Here is a 15,969-nt window from a genome sequence, read left to right as displayed (position 1 = left end):
TTTCGCGACACAAGGCCGCTCCTACAGACGACCGCGTTGGCCTTGTGTCGCGAAAGGGCCGCACAGCGGCCATCTGCTACTGAAAAGTCGAGTCGATCTGTCGCGCCCCGATTTGGGACGCGCGTGTTAGCCTACGCGGCTTTCACAAAAAGACTGACCCTCAATGGAATGCAGCCAATGACCCGGACCTCTTCCCCTCCTGCTCAAGCGCAGCACCTGCAGCGTAACCTGACCAACCGCCACATCCAGCTGATCGCCATCGGTGGCGCCATCGGCACCGGCCTGTTCATGGGCTCGGGCAAGACCATCAGCCTGGCGGGGCCGTCGATCATCTTCGTCTACATGATCATCGGCTTCATGCTGTTCTTCGTCATGCGCGCCATGGGCGAACTGCTGCTGTCGAACCTCAACTACAAGTCGTTCATCGATTTCTCGGCCGACCTGCTCGGCCCCTGGGCCGGCTACTTCACCGGCTGGACCTACTGGTTCTGCTGGGTGGTCACCGGCATTGCCGACGTGGTTGCCATTGCCGCCTACACGCAGTTCTGGTTCCCGGACCTGCCACAGTGGATACCCGCCCTGACCTGCGTTGCAGTACTGCTGTCGCTTAACCTGGTTACCGTGAAGATGTTCGGCGAAATGGAGTTCTGGTTCGCCCTGATCAAGATCGTCGCCATCCTCGGCCTGGTCGCCACCGGCCTGTACATGGTCTTCACCGGTTTCGAGTCGCCGAGCGGGCGCACCGCGCAGCTGGCCAACCTGTGGAACGACGGCGGCATGTTCCCCAACGGCCTGATGGGCTTTTTCGCCGGCTTCCAGATTGCCGTGTTCGCCTTCGTCGGCATCGAGCTGGTCGGCACTACCGCCGCCGAAGCCAAGAACCCTGAACGCACCCTGCCAAGGGCGATCAACTCGATCCCGATCCGTATCATCGTGTTCTACGTGCTGGCACTGATCGCGATCATGGCTGTGACCCCATGGCGCGATGTGGTGCCGGGCAAGAGCCCGTTCGTCGAGCTGTTCGTGCTGGCCGGCCTGCCAGCGGCGGCGAGCATCATCAACTTCGTGGTGCTGACCTCGGCGGCCTCGTCGGCCAACAGCGGCGTGTTTTCCACCAGCCGCATGCTCTTCGGCCTGGCCCAGGAAGGCGACGCACCGCGCGCATTCGAAAAACTGTCGAGCCGCGCCGTACCGGCCAACGGCCTGTACTTCTCGTGCACCTGCCTGCTGCTTGGCGCGGTGCTGATCTACATGGTGCCGAACGTGATCGAAGCATTCACCCTGGTCACCACGGTTTCGGCAGTGCTGTTCATGTTTGTCTGGACGCTGATCCTGCTGTCGTACCTGAAGTACCGCAAAACCCGTGCGGCGCTACACCAGGCATCGACCTACAAGATGCCGGGCGGGCGCTTCATGTGCTACGTGTGCCTGGCGTTCTTTGCCTTTATCCTGGTGCTGCTGAGCCTGGAAGCGGACACCCGCTCTGCGCTGATCGTCACGCCGATCTGGTTCGTGTTGCTGGCCGTCACCTACCAGGGTGTGCGTAGCAAGCGCCATCCGCGGACAGCTGTACGCAACAGCTGATGCACTCCGGGGCTGCCTTGCAGCCCCAATCCTGTGCACACAAACATCTCAAGCACCAACCTGGACCTTGCAAACGCCCCAACACCTCGCACAGCCCTTCTATTACGCACCTTTTGCCGTTCGGCACACCCCTTGCAACAGCCCCCTCCGCTTGGCCAACACAAAAAAACTCAGCGGAGAGAGCACATGAAGCGTCGCAGTCTGATCAAGGCCTTTACCCTCAGCGCATCGATTGCGGCGATGGGCCTTAGCTGGAGCATCCAGGCCGCCGAGACCATCAAGGTCGGCATCCTGCATTCGCTGTCCGGGACCATGGCGATTTCCGAAACATCGCTCAAGGACATGGCGCTGATGACCATCGACGAGATCAACGCCAAGGGCGGGGTCAACGGCAAGATGCTCGAACCGGTGGTGGTCGACCCTGCATCCAACTGGCCACTGTTCGCCGAAAAGAGCCGCCAGTTGCTGACCCAGGACAAGGTCGCGGTGGTGTTCGGCTGCTGGACCTCGGTGTCACGCAAGTCGGTGCTGCCCGTGTTCGAAGAGCTCAACGGCTTGCTGTTCTACCCGGTGCAGTACGAAGGTGAAGAGATGTCGCCGAACGTCTTCTACACCGGCGCCGCGCCCAACCAGCAAGCGATCCCGGCCGTGGAATACCTGATGAGCGAAGACGGCGGCAGCGCCAAGCGTTTCTTCCTGCTCGGCACCGACTACGTCTACCCGCGCACCACCAACAAGATCCTGCGCGCCTTCCTGCACAGCAAAGGCGTGGCCGACAAGGATATCGAAGAGGTCTACACGCCGTTCGGCCACGCCGATTACCAGACCATTGTCGCCAACATCAAGAAGTTCTCGGCAGGCGGCAAAACCGCCGTTATCTCCACCGTCAACGGCGACTCCAACGTACCGTTCTACAAGGAACTGGCCAACCAGGGCCTGAAAGCCACCGACGTACCGGTGGTGGCGTTCTCGGTGGGTGAAGAGGAACTGCGCGGCATCGACACCAAGCCACTGGTAGGCCACCTCGCCGCCTGGAACTACTTCGAATCGGTGGATAACCCGGTCAACCAGAAGTTCGTCGCCGACTGGAAAGCCTACGCCAAAGCCAAGAACCTGCCGGGTGCCGACAAGGCCGTGACCAACGACCCGATGGAAGCCACTTACGTGGGCATCCACATGTGGGCGCAAGCGGCGGAAAAAGCCAAGTCCACCGATGTCGACAAGGTACGCGAAGCCCTGGGTGGGCAAACCTTCAAGGCACCGTCCGGCTTCACCCTGACCATGGACAAGACCAACCACCACCTGCACAAGCCGGTGATGATCGGCGAAATCCAGGATGACGGGCAGTTCAGCGTGGTCTGGGAAACCGAACAGCCGCTGCGCGCGCAGCCGTGGAGCCCGTTCATTCCGGGCAACGACAAGCGCCCTGACTATGCAGTGAAAGGCAACTGAGTGCACTGGGGCTGCGCTGCAGCCCCTTCGTTGGCAAGCCAGCTTCCACAGGGCCCTGAGAACAGCACCACCCTGTGGGAGCCGGCTTGCCGGCGATGAATCCACCGCCGATTTCCAGGATTGCCCGCATGCTCAGACTCCTCCTCACCCTGCTGCTCCTGCTGCCCCTGGCAACCCAGGCCAGCGAGGGCGAATTCTTCCTCACCGCCAAGCCCGCCGAGCAGGCTCGCCTGCTCGAAGGCTGGGCGGCGCAACCCGAAGCCGCGCGCCTGCCGCTGCTGGAAAACCTGCGCCAGGGCCGCATCGCAGCCGATGACACCCGCAAGGTGCGCCTTAACAACCGCCTGCGCGGCCTGATCGATAACGCCCTGGCCAGCCACCAGTTGCTCAGCGACAACAGCGACACTCGCCTGACCGCCGCCCAGCAACTGCAAAAAAGTGCACAACCGGCGCAAATGGCATTCCTCGACCGGCGCTTTGCCAGCGAACCCGACACTACCGTGCACGCAGCGCTTGGCCTGGCACTGGCCAACCTGCAACTGGGCGCCAGCGAGCCAGCCGTGCGCCTGGCGGCGGTACGCCTGCTCGGCGAAACCGGCGACCCGCTGGCCCGCACCCGCCTGGAGGCCTTGCTGCAACCCGATGTGGAAACCGACGCAGGCGTGCGCACTGCCGCTGAAACAAGCCTGGCGCAGGTCAAACGCAAACTGCTGTTCGGTGAGCTGCTCGGCCAGGCTTTCAGCGGCCTGTCGCTGGGTTCGATCCTGCTGCTGGCGGCCCTTGGCCTGGCGATCACCTTCGGGCTGCTGGGCGTGATCAACATGGCCCACGGTGAGATGCTCATGCTCGGTGCTTACAGCACCTACATGGTCCAGGTGCTGCTGCAGCGCTACGCGCCAGGCGCAATCGAGTTCTACCCGCTGATTGCGCTGCCAGTGGCCTTCGCCGTAAGCGCCGGGGTGGGCATGGCCCTGGAGCGCACGGTAATCCGCCACCTCTACGGCCGCCCGCTGGAAACCCTGCTGGCGACCTGGGGCATCAGCCTGATGCTGATCCAGGCCATCCGCTTGCTGTTCGGCGCGCAGAACGTCGAGGTCAGCAACCCGGCCTGGCTGTCTGGTGGCATCCAGCTGCTACCCAACCTGGTGCTGCCCTACAACCGCCTGGTGATCATTGCCTTCGCCTTGGCCGTGGTACTGCTGACCTGGCTGCTGCTCAACCGCACGCGGCTGGGCCTGAACGTACGTGCGGTCACCCAGAATCGCAACATGGCTGCCTGCTGTGGCGTGTCCACCGGGCGCGTGGACATGCTCGCCTTCGGCCTGGGCTCGGGCATTGCCGGGCTTGGTGGTGTAGCGCTGAGCCAGGTCGGCAACGTCGGCCCGGACCTTGGCCAGAGCTACATCATCGACTCTTTCCTGGTGGTGGTGCTCGGCGGTGTCGGGCAACTGGCCGGTAGCCTCTGGGCCGCCTTCGGCCTAGGGATAGCCAACAAGCTGCTAGAACCGCAAATCGGCGCGGTGCTTGGCAAGATCCTCATCCTTGCGTTGATCATTCTGTTCATCCAGAAGCGCCCGCAAGGCCTGTTCGCCCTCAAGGGACGGGTTATCGACTGATGAACCAGCCACTGCTTGTCACCGCTTCGCAAAAAGCCGGGCCGCGCCTGTCGCTAGCCATCGGCACCGTCGTCGTGCTGCTGTTGCTGGCCATGGCGCTGCTGTCGTTGCTGCCGCCCGACCATGCCTTGCAGGTCTCGGCCTACACCCTCACATTGGTCGGCAAGATCCTCTGCTACGCCATCGTCGCCCTGGCCCTGGACCTGGTCTGGGGCTACGCAGGGCTGCTGTCGCTCGGCCACGGGCTGTTCTTCGCCCTCGGTGGTTACGCCATGGGCATGTACCTGATGCGCCAGGCCGCCGGTGACGGCCTGCCGGGGTTCATGACATTCCTGTCGTGGAGCGAACTGCCGTGGTACTGGGCCGGTACCCAGCACTTTGCCTGGGCCCTGTGCCTGGTGGTGCTGGCACCTGGCCTGCTGGCACTGGTGTTTGGCTTCTTCGCCTTCCGCTCGCGGATCAAGGGCGTGTATTTCTCGATCATGACCCAGGCCCTGACCTTCGCCGGCATGCTGCTGTTCTTCCGCAACGAGACAGGGTTTGGCGGCAACAATGGTTTCACCAGTTTCCGCACGATTCTGGGCTTCGACATTGCCTCCCAAGGCACCCGCGCCGTGCTGTTCCTGCTGACTGTAGGTTTGCTGCTGGCAAGCCTGTACCTGTGCTGGCGCCTGACCCAGAGCAAGTTCGGCCGCCTGCTCACCGCCGTACGCGATGCAGAAAACCGCATGATGTTCTGTGGCTATGATCCACGGGGCTTCAAGCTGCTGGTGTGGGTATTGAGCGCCGTGCTGTGCGGCCTGGCAGGTGCGCTGTATGTGCCACAGGTGGGCATCATCAACCCCAGCGAGATGTCGCCGACCAACTCCATCGAGGCTGCTGTCTGGGTAGCCTTGGGCGGGCGCGGCACACTGATCGGCCCGCTGCTGGGCGCGGGCCTGGTCAACGGCATGAAAAGCTGGTTCACCGTGGCCTTCCCCGAGTTCTGGCTGTTCTTCCTCGGCGCATTGTTCATCCTCGTCACTCTGTACCTGCCCAAGGGCGTGGTCGGCCTGCTGAAGAAAAGGAGCCAGCCATGAAAGGCGTGCCCCCAGTGCATCCGGAATTCATGCTCGAACCGGTATTCGACAACCTTGGCAGCGGCCGTGACGCCATCGGCCTGGGCAGCCGCCGTGAAGCGGGGCTGGATACCCGTCACGGCACGGTGCTGAGTCTGGAAGGCATCAGCGTTAGCTTCGATGGTTTCAAGGCACTCAATGCCCTGAACCTGTACATCGGTGTGGGGGAGTTGCGCTGCATCATCGGCCCCAACGGTGCCGGCAAGACCACCATGATGGACGTGATTACCGGCAAGACGCGCCCCGACACCGGCAGTGCCTTCTTCGGCGATACCCTGGACCTGACCCGCATGAGCGAATACCAGATCGCCCAGGCCGGCATTGGCCGCAAGTTCCAGAAGCCCACGGTGTTCGAAGCACTGACCGTGTTCGAGAACCTTGAGCTGGCACTGAAAACCGATAAGTCAGTCTGGGCCTGCCTGACGGCACGCTTGAGCGGTGAGCAACAGCAACGCATCGAAGAAGTGCTGACCACCTTGCGCCTGCTACCCCTGGCCCAGCGCCAGGCAGGCCTGCTGTCACATGGGCAGAAACAGTTCCTCGAGATCGGCATGTTGCTGGTACAGGAGCCGCAACTGCTACTGCTCGACGAGCCGGTGGCCGGCATGACCGATGCCGAAACCGAGTTCACCGCTGAGCTGTTCAAAGGCTTGGCCGGCAAGCATTCGCTGATGGTGGTGGAGCACGACATGGGGTTTGTCGGCAGCATTGCCGACCATGTGACCGTGCTGCACCAGGGCAGCGTACTGGCAGAGGGATCGCTGGAGCAGGTGCAAGCGGATGAGCGGGTGGTCGAGGTTTATCTAGGGCGCTGACGCGCCTCAAGTGGCATGCCTCAAGCCGCAAGCAGTAGCCGTGCGCTCCCTCTTGCCGCTTGAAGCTTGAAGCTTGTAGCTGACAAGAACGAGGAATTGAAAGTGCTTGAAGTCAGTGAATTGCACCAGTACTACGGCGGTAGCCACATCCTGCGCGGCCTGTCCTTCGAAGCCAAGGTCGGTGAAGTCACCTGCCTGCTCGGGCGCAACGGCGTGGGCAAGACCACCCTGCTGCGCTGCCTGATGGGCCTGGTGCCGCCACGCGAAGGCCGCGTCGAATGGGAAGGCAAGCCGATCACCACGCTCAAGCCACAGCAACGGGTACACGCAGGCATCGCCTATGTGCCCCAGGGGCGTGAGATATTCGCGCGGCTCAGCGTCGAGGAAAACCTGCTGATGGGCCTGTCGCGCTTCCCGGCGCACGAGGCCCGTGAGGTGCCTGCGTTCATCTACGAACTGTTCCCGGTGCTGGAACAGATGAAGCAACGCCGCGGCGGTGACCTGTCCGGCGGCCAGCAGCAACAGCTGGCCATCGGCCGCGCCCTGGCCAGCCGGCCACGCCTGCTGATCCTCGACGAACCCACCGAAGGCATTCAGCCATCGGTCATCAAGGAGATCGGTGCGGTCATCCGCCGCCTGGCAGAGCGTGGCGACATGGCCATCCTGCTGGTGGAGCAGTTCTATGACTTTGCCGAGGAGCTGGCCGACCAGTATCTGGTCATGGCCCGTGGCGAAATCATCCAGCGCGGGCGCGGTGAAAACATGCAGGCCGAAGGTGTGCGTGGGCTGGTAACCATTTAATCTGCAGCCCTAGACCTTGTGAGACGCAGCAATGAGCCACGAAATTCGCGATGCCCTGCCCGCCGACGTGCCGGGCATCCTCGACATTTATAACGACGCGGTGCGCAACACCACGGCGATCTGGAACGATACGCCGGTGGACCTGGGCAACCGAGAGGCCTGGTTCGAGGCCCGGGCGCAACAGGGCTATCCGATTCTGGTGGCAGTGGATCACAGCGGTGTGCTGGGCTATGCGTCTTTTGGCGATTGGCGGCCGTTCGAGGGTTTTCGCAATACCGTGGAGCATTCGGTGTATATCCGTGGCGATCAGCGCGGCAAGGGCCTGGGGCCGCAATTGATGGCAGCACTGATCGCGCGCGCGCGGGGGTGTGGCAAGCATGTGATGGTCGCGGCCATCGAGAGTGGCAATGCCGCGTCGGTACGCCTGCATGAGCGTCTGGGCTTCGTGGTGACCGGGCAGATGCCCCAGGTGGGGGTGAAGTTCGGGCGCTGGCAGGATTTGACTTTCATGCAGCTGGTGCTCGACCCGGGGGCAGAGCCAGCCTGAGTTTTTTGCTGATTGCAGTGGCCCCATCGCCAGCAAGCCGGCGCTGGGGCCACTGCAGTCGACATCACATCTGGGTAAACCTGCCCAGCCGCTGTTTCAGCATGCTGTTCTCACTGCGCAACTGCTGCACTTCCTGCAACAGCTCCAGCGCCAGCGCCACCCCTTCCCACTCCAGTTCCAGCTCCTGGTGCAGCTTTGCCGCACGCCTGGCCAGCAGCGGCGCCTGATCATCGAACAACCATTCCTCCGGCGTTCGCCCCGAAGGTTCAACGATGCCGTGCTCGACGATCTCGACCACGTAGTCGGCCGTGATATCGGCCTCCTGGCAAAGCGTGCGCATGTCCAGTTGAACGATCAGGGTGCTGCTCATGATCACTTACTCCATTGTGTCCTCGGATTGAACGCCGCCTTCTCGGAAAGCTGGGTCCACAATTGGCGGGTAGAGGCGTCGGATGCCGGCGGCATGACTACCTTGAGCTGGGCGTAGAGGTTGCCGCGCTCACCCTGCTTGTTCGCCAGGCCTTTGCCAGGCACACGCAGGCGCTGGCCGCTCTGGCTGTCGGGGCGGATGGTCAGGTTGATCTTGCCGTCCAGGGTCGGCACCGCCACCTTGGTGCCCAATGCGGCCTCCCACGGTGCCAGTGGCACAGTGATGATCAGGTCCTGGCCCTCGACATCGAACAGCGGGTGCGGTGCCATGCGGATGGTCAGGAACAGGTCGCCATTGGCACCACCAGCGCTGCCCGGTGCACCTTGGCCCTTGAGGCGGATGCGCTCACCGTCGCTCACGCCGGCCGGGATCTTCACATTCAGGGTCTTGGTGGTGAACCCGGTACGCTGGCCGGCGGCGTTGGTCTGCGGCACCTGGAAGCTGATCTGCTTGGACTCCTTGCTCAGGGTTTCCTCAAGGAAGATCGCCAGTTCCAGTTCCACATCCTGCCCTCGCCTGCCGGCACTGCGTTGTTGCCGAGCGCCGCCAAAGGGGTTGGGGCCCCGTGCGCCGAAGATCGAGCTGAAGAAGTCGGAGAAATCACCACCCTCGAAACCACCGCCCGCACCGCCACGGTTCTCCCAGCCCGGTGGGGCCTGGAATGGCCGACCATGCTGGCCGCCGTACTTGCGGATCTCGTCGAACTCGGCGCGTTTCTGGGCGTCGCCAAGTACCTCGTAGGCCTCATTGGCCTCCTTGAATTTCTCCTCGGCGTCGCGCTCCTTGCTGACGTCAGGGTGATACTTGCGCGCCAGCTTGCGGTACGCGGCCTTGATCGCCTTCTCGTCCGCCGTGGGCTCTACGCCGAGTATCTTGTAGTAGTCTTTGAAGTCCATCTATGGATCACCAATGTGAATTTTCGTGTTGCATCTGAAGATAAGGGTCAAGCATAGCCTTTCAAGGTGCGCTTGGCTTTGCTTCAAGGCAGACGACCGGTCTTGATTCTCTGGCCAAGTGGCATAAACTGCGCGGCCGTTTTGCCTCCGGAAGCCCTTTTCCCATGTCTGACGTATCCCCGGCCCGTGCCCTTGGCATCGACTTCGGCACCTCCAACTCCACGGTCGGCTGGCACCGCCCCGGGGTCGAGTCGCTGATAGCCCTGGAAGACGGCAAGATCACCCTGCCCTCGGTGGTTTTCTTCAATATCGAAGAGCGCCGCCCTGTGTATGGCCGGCTGGCACTGCACGAGTACCTGGAAGGCTACGAAGGCCGCCTGATGCGCTCGCTCAAGAGCCTGCTGGGCTCCAAGCTGATCAAGCACGACACCAGCGTGCTGGGCAGCGCCTTGCCATTCAAGGACCTGCTGGGCATGTTCATCGGCGAACTGAAAAAGCGTGCCGAAACCGCCGCCGACCGCAGCTTCGATCAGGTGGTACTGGGCCGCCCGGTGTTTTTCGTCGACGAGGACCCGGCTGCCGACCAGGAGGCCGAAGATACCCTGGCCGACGTGGCCCGCAAGATCGGCTTCAAGGACGTGTCGTTCCAGTACGAACCGATTGCCGCCGCGTTCGACTACGAGTCAGGTATCAGCCGTGAAGAGCTGGTACTGATCGTGGATATCGGCGGGGGTACCTCGGACTTTACCCTGATACGCCTGTCACCCGAGCGTCACCAGGTGGCCGAGCGCCAGAGCGACATCCTCGCCACTGGCGGCGTGCACATCGGCGGTACCGACTTCGACAAGCAGTTGAGCCTGCAGGGCGTGATGCCGCTGTTCGGTTACGGCAGCCGGATGAAGAGCGGTGCGCTGATGCCTACCAGCTACCACCTCAACCTGGCCACCTGGCACACCATCAACGCCCTGTACTCGCAGAAGTCGCAACTGGCGTTGGGCAGCATGCGCTATGACATCGAGGACACCCTGGGCATCGACCGTCTGTTCAAGCTGATCGAGCAACGGGCCGGGCACTGGCTGGCGATGGAGGTCGAGGCCAGCAAGATTGAGCTGACCGACCACGAAAGCCGCCGTATCGACCTCGGCCGCGTGGAGCGCGAATTGGGCGTGGACCTGACCCGTGCGGTGTTCGAAGGCGCGATCGAAGGGCTGCTGGAGCGAGTGCGTGGCAGCGTCACCGAACTGCTGGCCAAGGCCGGTGTAAGCGAAGGTCAGGTGGACACGGTGTTCTTCACCGGTGGTTCCAGCGGCATTCCGGCGCTGCGCAACAGTGTGGCGGCAATGCTGCCGAATGCGCGGCATGTGGAGGGCAATATCTTCGGCAGCATCGGCAGCGGGCTGGCAATCGAGGCGCGCAAGCGTTACGGGTGAGCTGCGAGCTACAAGCTGCGAGCTACAAGCCGATTGGCGATGGAAGGCCCACCGCGTTCGGCTTTATCTTGCAGCTTGCAGCTCTCAAACCAGCTCAGCCCGCTTCAGCTCGCTCTTCATGTACGCATAGTACACCGGCCCCGCTACCACTCCCGGCAACCCGAACGCCGCCTCGAACACCAGCATCGCCAGCAAAAGCTCCCAGGCCTTGGCACTGATCTGCCCCCCCACGATCCGCGCGTTGAGGAAGTACTCGACCTTGTGGATAACGATCAGATACCCCAGCGCGGCCGCAGCCACCCAGATCGACAGCGACATGCCAACAATCGTGATCAGCGTGTTGGACATCAGGTTGCCGATCACCGGCAACAGCCCGAGCAGGAAGGTCAGCACGATCAGCGTCTTGGTCAGCGGCAGGTGCACACCGAACAGTGGCAGCACCACGGCAAGGAAAATACCGGTGAACACGGTGTTGAGCAGCGAGATCTTGATCTGCGCGAAGACGATGTTGCGAAACGCCTGCACCAGCAGGCTCAGGCGCTCGAACAAGGCGGCAGCCAGCGGTTTGCGCCGCGAGATGTCGGGGATGCGCTGCAGGGCAATGATAGCGCCGAGTATCATGCCGATCAGCAGCGTCACGAACATGTGCGCCATGCCCTTGCCTACAAGCTGCAGGTCGCTGAGGTGGCTCTTGACCCAGTCCCCGATGGCCACCTTGAACTCTGCGGCACTGGCCGGCAGGTAGGCCTCGATGAACGGCGGCAACTGGCCACGGGCACGCTCGAACAGGGCCATGAACTTGTCCAGCGAGGCGCCGGGGTTCTCTGCCTCGTGCAGCAAGAAGCTGAACGCGCCGGCGATCAGCAAGGTCAGAGTACTGACCACCAGGGTACCCAGCAGCGCCACCGCCAGCCAACGTGCGCGTTGCCCGGCAATGATCGGCTGCAGGCGTGGCGTGAGCATGTTGACCAGCTCGAACACCAGCAGCCCGGCCAGCAGGCTGGGTAACAATTTCAGGGGGAGCGCCAGCAGCAGGCCGGCAAATACGATGATCCAGCTGGCCAGGGTGACCTGGCGGGGGGTGAAAGTCATACAGCCTCAACGGCAGACAACGGAAAAGAACCGCAGTCTGCCAGCCTTCGTCCTACAGGCATAGGCGCAGGTCATTTCTTCTTGAGGCAGTCACTCATGTAGGCCTTGCGCTCGTCGCCCTTGAGCGCCTGGGCGCTGGCGTCAGCGTTGCAGATCTTCATCTTTTCCTGCTGGGTGGGCGGTACGCTTTTCTTCAGGCAGGTGCTCATGAAGGCTTTGCGCTCATCGCCCTTGAGCGCCTTGGCAGAAGCGTCGGCATTGCACGAGGTCATCTTTTCCTGTTGAGCGGTGGCAGCGAATCCCTGCGCACTGAACATAACAGCCAACGCCAGCAATGGCATGTGCAGCATCTTCATGGAGTGGTCTCCTTGTCTCCCGCGCCCGATGCACGGTGTCGCATGTGAGTGTAGACAACACATTTTACACACCCGTCCGCGCTTGCCGCCGGTACTGCTCCGGCGTGCAATGGGCCTGACGCTGGAACATGGCGATGAATGCCGAGGCGCTGCTGTAGCCCAGGTCGAAGGCGATGGCCTGTATCGGCAAGCCGGCCTCCAGCGCTTCGATGGCCCGCAAGAACCTCAGGCGCAGGCGCCACTCACCAAAGCTGATGCCCAGCTCGCGCAGAAATTGCCGCGCCAGGGTGCGCTCGCTGACATGCACCCGCGCCGCCCAGTCCGCCAACGGGCGGTTGTCACCAGGTTCGGCGCCGAGGGCATCGAGCACCTGGCGCAGGCCCTCGCTCCGAGCGAAGGGCAAGTAGCAGGTCTGGGTGGGTGCCAGCAGCAACTGATCGAGCAGCACCTGCACCAGGCGCTGGTCGCGTTCGTCCTTGGCCACCTTGACGTCCCGGCGGGCGAAGTCGCCGAGGATGGCCTTGAGGATATCGCTGATCACCAGGCTGCACGGCTGCTGCGGTAGGCCGGCGCACAGGCTGCGGTCGAGATAGACCGAGCGGTAAACGATGGCCTGAGGGTTGTAGCAACCATGTTCGGTATCCGGCGGCACCCAGACCGCGTAATGCGGGGGTGACAGAAAACGCTGGCCATTGACATCCAGGTGCATGACGCCGTGGGCGGTGTAGTTGAGCTGGCCCCAGGTGTGGCGATGGGGCGGGCTGTGAGTGTCGGCGCCAAATTCGTCGTGGCGCAGGTAGACGGGCGCGGGAAGCTGGTCGAACTGGGGGATATCGAGGTATTTGCGGCGCATGCTGTCTGCTTCAAGGGGCAGGTTGTCTGGATAGGAGTATAGGCTTGCTGACAGACAAACGATAATACGGGGCCATCATACAACCTCTGTGAAAGCGGGCACGCGCCACGGAGGCTTATGAGCATCCAAGAGCCTTTGCGTCATGAATTATCTGTACCCCCTCACCGCCATCCTCATTTGGGCCGGCAACACTGTAGTCACCAAGCTGTCCGCAGGTGCCATTCACCCTGCCGAGATCGGCTTCTACCGCTGGCTGCTCGCAGGGCTGCTGTTCACCCCGTTCCTGCTGCCGGCCGTGTGGCGCAACCGCGCGGCCATCCGTCCGCACCTGCCCAGAATCTTCGTCCTTGGCGTGCTCGGCATGGCCCTGTACCAAAGCCTCGCCTACTTCGCGGCCAGCATCACCAGCGCTACCAACATGGGCATCATTCTCTCGCTGATGCCCTTGATGTCGCTGGCCCTGTCCATCGCATGGCTCGGCCAGCGGCTGAGCTACGGTGCGCTGACGGGCGCGGCGGTGTCCTTCATCGGTGTGCTGGAAGTCGTCTCCGCCGGCCATCCCGGCATCTTGCTGGAGCAAGGCCTGAACCGCGGTGACCTGCTGATGCTGGTGGCCACCCTGGCCTACGCGGTGTACAGCTTCCTGCTGAAGAAATGGCAGCTGCGCCTGCCGCCCTTGCAGCTGCTGTACCTGCAGGTGCTGGTGGCAATCATCGTCTTGCTGCCACTGTTCCTGCTTTCAGACAAAACCGGCCTGAACGTGCATAACGCGGGCCTGGTGCTGTACGCCTGTGTGCTGGCCTCGATGGTCGCGCCGCTGGTGTGGATGCAGGCCGTGCAACGCCTGGGGCCTAGCCGCACCACGCTGTTCTTCAACCTGCTGCCACTGGTGACCGCGCTGATCGCAGCCGCAGTGCTCGACGAGCAACTGGCGAGCTACCACCTGATCGGCGGCTTGCTGACCCTGGCCGGGGTGGTCCTCGCCGAACGCTGGACCACCCCCGTGCGCCGCAGTGCTACAGCCCCGCAGCCTTGAGACGGGCGGCGTGCTCGGTGAACAGCCGCACCGGCTCGGCGCCCTTGCCCACGGCGCCGAGCGACTGGTTGACGATGTCCAGGTGATCGAGCGGGTAGTCATCACCGATCACCTGCCCCAGGTGCGAACTGAAGCGCCCGACCATGCCGTCACACTGCCCCTTTTCCTTGACGAAGCTGCGGGCGAACAGGCGGCAGAAGCGGTTGCTGCCGTCAAAGCGGTTACGCCCCTGGTCAGTGACGCCTGGCTGCAGGGTGCCTGACCACGAATAGTAACGCACGCCGTTGACCTCTCCCGCCCCCTCACCACCCCAGGTGTCGGGCAGGCCCTGTGGATAAACCTGATTGAACAGCGCTACGCCGGCGCTAGTCAGCGATTGGTGCGAGGCGTGCACGTCGATAGGCAATGAGTCGCGGCGCCAGCCGGTTTCCAACCACCCCAGCAGCACCGCCAGGCCATGCAAAACAGCCCTGAGAATGCGCCCTTGAGGAGAATCGCCCGGAGCTGTGCGAGCCAGGTGATCGGCCAGTTCCGAACCATGGTTGGGCCCGGCCACCGAAGTCACCGATGCCACCCGGTCAGGCCGCTTGGCTGCGGCATAACGCGCGCTCAAGGCGCCTTGGCTATGGCCGATGAGGTTGACCTTGTCAGCGCCGGTACGCTGGCAGATGTCTTCGATGATTGCCAGCAACTGCTCACCGCGCACTTCGCTGGAGTGCAAGGGCGACACCTGCACGGGGAACACCTGCGCCCCGCCCTTGCGCAAGGCCGGCACGATGCCGAACCAATAGGGATAGAGCAACGCCCTGACAAAGCCGAGCATGCCCGGCACCAGCACCAATGGATATCGCGTAGCCAATTCCTGCTGCATGGGAACCAACCCTTTGCGTGGTCGACCGGCCAACACTACAGCGGCCTGAATGACCATCGCAATCGAACTCCTGACGCGCCGCGCGGTTCCAAACCAGAACAGACCCTTGAGCAAGGAGCGGGACCATGTACAAACAGACCCTGGCAATCCTTCTGGCAAGTGCGACCCTGGCCGCCTGTGGCAGCCGCCCGGAAAACCCGGTGGACTACGTCACCTACCGCGACGAGCCGCTGGTCAAGCAAGTCGAAAACGGCATGACCATGCAGAAAGTCATCGCCATCGGCGGCAGCCCATCGAATGCGATCGACCTGCCGCACGGAGGCACCTGCAACGACTACATCCTCAACCGCGATGGCCATCAGCAGCCTTACTACGTGCGCTTCGATGCCACCGGCCATGTCGATGCCAAGGGCTTCAAGACGTGCAAACAACGAGAAGAGGACAGCGAAGCCGTACACGGCGCGTGAGCCTGCGCAACACCTTGACCACCCGTCCTGATTTGTCTGGAGAAAACCATGAGCAACGTTGAACTGACCGATGTGCAAACCCTGCGCAAGCGTGCCCGTGAGCACGTCGAGCAAGGCGCGGTGACCGAGGGTTACCACGCCGACCGCCAGGAAATCCTGCGCCTGCTCAATGAGTCGCTGGCCACCGAGCTTGTCTGCGTACTGCGCTACAAGCGTCATTACTTCATGGCCAGCGGGATCAAGGCGAGCGTGGCTGCCGAGGAGTTTCTCGAGCATGCCAACCAGGAAGCCGAACACGCCGACAAGCTTGCCGAGCGCATCGTGCAACTGGGTGGCGAGCCGGACTTCAACCCGGACAACCTGACCAAGAATTCCCATGCCCAGTACGTAGCAGGCAACTCGTTGAAGGAGATGGTGCTGGAGGACTTGGTGGCCGAACGCATCGCGATCGACAGCTACCGCGAGATCATTCAGTACATTGGCGACAAAGACCCGACTACGCGTCGCATCTTCGAGGACATCCTGGCTCAGGAAGAAGAACACGCAGACGACATGTCCGATCTGCTGCAAGGCTTGTAATCGCCAGGGGCCGCTTCGCGGCCCCG

17 protein-coding genes are annotated in these 15,969 nt (G+C 62.7%); 11 read left to right on the top strand and 6 right to left on the bottom strand.

The window, feature by feature from the left end; genetic code table 11:
• The first annotated feature begins 177 nt into the window (after positions 1–177).
• The 7 genes from cycA (at position 178) to IWW33_RS14235 (ending at position 7,933) form a co-directional block, all read left to right on the top strand.
• Positions 178–1,584, top strand: a complete 1,407-nt coding sequence (gene cycA, locus IWW33_RS14265; protein WP_174142025.1) for a D-serine/D-alanine/glycine transporter — start codon at positions 178–180, stop codon at positions 1,582–1,584.
• Positions 1,585–1,770: 186 nt separating this feature from the next.
• Positions 1,771–3,036 carry an urea ABC transporter substrate-binding protein gene (gene urtA / locus IWW33_RS14260; RefSeq protein ID WP_012316432.1) on the top strand — a complete coding sequence of 422 codons (1,266 nt, stop codon included), beginning with the start codon at positions 1,771–1,773 and terminating at the stop codon, positions 3,034–3,036.
• Between the two features lie 128 nt (positions 3,037–3,164).
• Positions 3,165–4,652, top strand: a complete 1,488-nt coding sequence (gene urtB, locus IWW33_RS14255) for an urea ABC transporter permease subunit UrtB (protein ID WP_174142026.1) — start codon at positions 3,165–3,167, stop codon at positions 4,650–4,652.
• On the top strand, positions 4,652–5,731 hold the full coding sequence (gene urtC / locus IWW33_RS14250; protein WP_115273785.1) for an urea ABC transporter permease subunit UrtC: 1,080 nt from the start codon (positions 4,652–4,654) through the stop codon (positions 5,729–5,731). Before urtB ends, urtC begins: the two co-directional genes overlap by 1 nt.
• The gene (urtD, locus tag IWW33_RS14245; protein ID WP_069974045.1) at positions 5,728–6,585 is read left to right on the top strand and encodes an urea ABC transporter ATP-binding protein UrtD; all 858 of its coding nucleotides are present in this window, start codon (positions 5,728–5,730) and stop codon (positions 6,583–6,585) included. The genes urtC and urtD overlap by 4 nt, the downstream gene beginning before the upstream one ends.
• A gap of 102 nt (positions 6,586–6,687) precedes the next feature.
• Positions 6,688–7,386, top strand: coding sequence for an urea ABC transporter ATP-binding subunit UrtE (gene urtE, locus IWW33_RS14240; protein WP_174142027.1), 699 nt, complete (start codon positions 6,688–6,690; stop codon positions 7,384–7,386).
• A 31-nt stretch (positions 7,387–7,417) separates the two neighbouring features.
• Positions 7,418–7,933 (top strand): GNAT family N-acetyltransferase, encoded by a 516-nt coding sequence (locus tag IWW33_RS14235; protein ID WP_046787826.1) that lies wholly within the window; start codon positions 7,418–7,420, stop codon positions 7,931–7,933.
• Between the two features lie 64 nt (positions 7,934–7,997).
• Here IWW33_RS14235 and IWW33_RS14230 read toward each other — a convergent pair whose 3' ends face one another.
• Together IWW33_RS14230 and cbpA are read right to left on the bottom strand one after the other, a co-directional pair.
• Entirely contained in the window at positions 7,998–8,303 is a 306-nt protein-coding gene (locus IWW33_RS14230) for a chaperone modulator CbpM (RefSeq protein WP_012316438.1), read from the bottom strand.
• A 2-nt stretch (positions 8,304–8,305) separates the two neighbouring features.
• Positions 8,306–9,259, bottom strand: coding sequence for a curved DNA-binding protein (cbpA, locus tag IWW33_RS14225; protein WP_046787825.1), 954 nt, complete (start codon positions 9,257–9,259; stop codon positions 8,306–8,308).
• A gap of 164 nt (positions 9,260–9,423) precedes the next feature.
• On the opposite strand from cbpA, the gene IWW33_RS14220 reads away from it, so the two are divergent.
• Positions 9,424–10,689, top strand: coding sequence for an Hsp70 family protein (locus IWW33_RS14220; protein ID WP_174142028.1), 1,266 nt, complete (start codon positions 9,424–9,426; stop codon positions 10,687–10,689).
• A gap of 84 nt (positions 10,690–10,773) precedes the next feature.
• On the opposite strand, the gene IWW33_RS14215 is transcribed toward IWW33_RS14220, so the two are convergent.
• The 3 genes from IWW33_RS14215 to IWW33_RS14205 form a co-directional block, all read right to left on the bottom strand.
• Positions 10,774–11,781, bottom strand: a complete 1,008-nt coding sequence (locus tag IWW33_RS14215; protein WP_046787823.1) for a membrane protein — start codon at positions 11,779–11,781, stop codon at positions 10,774–10,776.
• A gap of 71 nt (positions 11,782–11,852) precedes the next feature.
• Positions 11,853–12,137, bottom strand: coding sequence for a PsiF family protein (locus tag IWW33_RS14210; RefSeq protein ID WP_046787822.1), 285 nt, complete (start codon positions 12,135–12,137; stop codon positions 11,853–11,855).
• Positions 12,138–12,201: 64 nt separating this feature from the next.
• A complete protein-coding gene (locus tag IWW33_RS14205; RefSeq protein WP_174142029.1) occupies positions 12,202–12,990 on the bottom strand; it encodes a helix-turn-helix transcriptional regulator in 789 nt (262 codons plus the stop codon).
• 142 nt (positions 12,991–13,132) lie between these two features.
• Between IWW33_RS14205 and IWW33_RS14200 the strand changes: the two genes are divergently transcribed.
• The gene (locus IWW33_RS14200; RefSeq protein ID WP_119687836.1) at positions 13,133–14,026 is read left to right on the top strand and encodes a DMT family transporter; all 894 of its coding nucleotides are present in this window, start codon (positions 13,133–13,135) and stop codon (positions 14,024–14,026) included.
• On the opposite strand, the gene IWW33_RS14195 is transcribed toward IWW33_RS14200, so the two are convergent.
• The gene (locus IWW33_RS14195; protein WP_012316445.1) at positions 14,007–14,897 is read right to left on the bottom strand and encodes a triacylglycerol lipase; all 891 of its coding nucleotides are present in this window, start codon (positions 14,895–14,897) and stop codon (positions 14,007–14,009) included. The genes IWW33_RS14200 and IWW33_RS14195 overlap by 20 nt on opposite strands.
• A 125-nt stretch (positions 14,898–15,022) precedes the next feature.
• Here IWW33_RS14195 and osmE point away from each other — a divergent pair, with 125 nt between their 5' ends.
• Both osmE and IWW33_RS14185 read left to right on the top strand, forming a co-directional pair.
• The gene (gene osmE / locus IWW33_RS14190; protein ID WP_046787818.1) at positions 15,023–15,364 is read left to right on the top strand and encodes an osmotically-inducible lipoprotein OsmE; all 342 of its coding nucleotides are present in this window, start codon (positions 15,023–15,025) and stop codon (positions 15,362–15,364) included.
• Between the two features lie 48 nt (positions 15,365–15,412).
• The gene (locus IWW33_RS14185) at positions 15,413–15,943 is read left to right on the top strand and encodes a ferritin-like domain-containing protein (protein ID WP_012316447.1); all 531 of its coding nucleotides are present in this window, start codon (positions 15,413–15,415) and stop codon (positions 15,941–15,943) included.
• The last annotated feature ends 26 nt before the right edge of the window (positions 15,944–15,969 follow it).

Origin of the sequence: Pseudomonas sp. M2 (assembly GCF_015751845.1) — a bacterium.
In the GTDB taxonomy this organism is placed as follows: Bacteria; Pseudomonadota; Gammaproteobacteria; order Pseudomonadales; family Pseudomonadaceae; genus Aquipseudomonas; species Aquipseudomonas putida_E.
Note: the sequence above shows the minus strand (reverse complement) of the source record. Positions and strands in the feature narration are given on the sequence as shown.

Coding starts and splice junctions, on each gene's coding strand:
- IWW33_RS14220 (WP_174142028.1), top strand. CDS start 9,424: ATGTCTGACGTATCCCCGGCCCGTGCCCTTGGCATCGACTTCGGCACC.
- urtC (WP_115273785.1), top strand. CDS start 4,652: ATGAACCAGCCACTGCTTGTCACCGCTTCGCAAAAAGCCGGGCCGCGC.
- IWW33_RS14230 (WP_012316438.1), bottom strand. CDS start 8,303: ATGAGCAGCACCCTGATCGTTCAACTGGACATGCGCACGCTTTGCCAG.
- urtA (WP_012316432.1), top strand. CDS start 1,771: ATGAAGCGTCGCAGTCTGATCAAGGCCTTTACCCTCAGCGCATCGATT.
- cbpA (WP_046787825.1), bottom strand. CDS start 9,259: ATGGACTTCAAAGACTACTACAAGATACTCGGCGTAGAGCCCACGGCG.
- IWW33_RS14210 (WP_046787822.1), bottom strand. CDS start 12,137: ATGAAGATGCTGCACATGCCATTGCTGGCGTTGGCTGTTATGTTCAGT.
- osmE (WP_046787818.1), top strand. CDS start 15,023: ATGTACAAACAGACCCTGGCAATCCTTCTGGCAAGTGCGACCCTGGCC.
- IWW33_RS14200 (WP_119687836.1), top strand. CDS start 13,133: ATGAATTATCTGTACCCCCTCACCGCCATCCTCATTTGGGCCGGCAAC.
- IWW33_RS14215 (WP_046787823.1), bottom strand. CDS start 11,781: ATGACTTTCACCCCCCGCCAGGTCACCCTGGCCAGCTGGATCATCGTA.
- urtB (WP_174142026.1), top strand. CDS start 3,165: ATGCTCAGACTCCTCCTCACCCTGCTGCTCCTGCTGCCCCTGGCAACC.
- cycA (WP_174142025.1), top strand. CDS start 178: ATGACCCGGACCTCTTCCCCTCCTGCTCAAGCGCAGCACCTGCAGCGT.
- IWW33_RS14235 (WP_046787826.1), top strand. CDS start 7,418: ATGAGCCACGAAATTCGCGATGCCCTGCCCGCCGACGTGCCGGGCATC.
- urtD (WP_069974045.1), top strand. CDS start 5,728: ATGAAAGGCGTGCCCCCAGTGCATCCGGAATTCATGCTCGAACCGGTA.
- IWW33_RS14185 (WP_012316447.1), top strand. CDS start 15,413: ATGAGCAACGTTGAACTGACCGATGTGCAAACCCTGCGCAAGCGTGCC.
- IWW33_RS14195 (WP_012316445.1), bottom strand. CDS start 14,897: ATGCAGCAGGAATTGGCTACGCGATATCCATTGGTGCTGGTGCCGGGC.
- IWW33_RS14205 (WP_174142029.1), bottom strand. CDS start 12,990: ATGCGCCGCAAATACCTCGATATCCCCCAGTTCGACCAGCTTCCCGCG.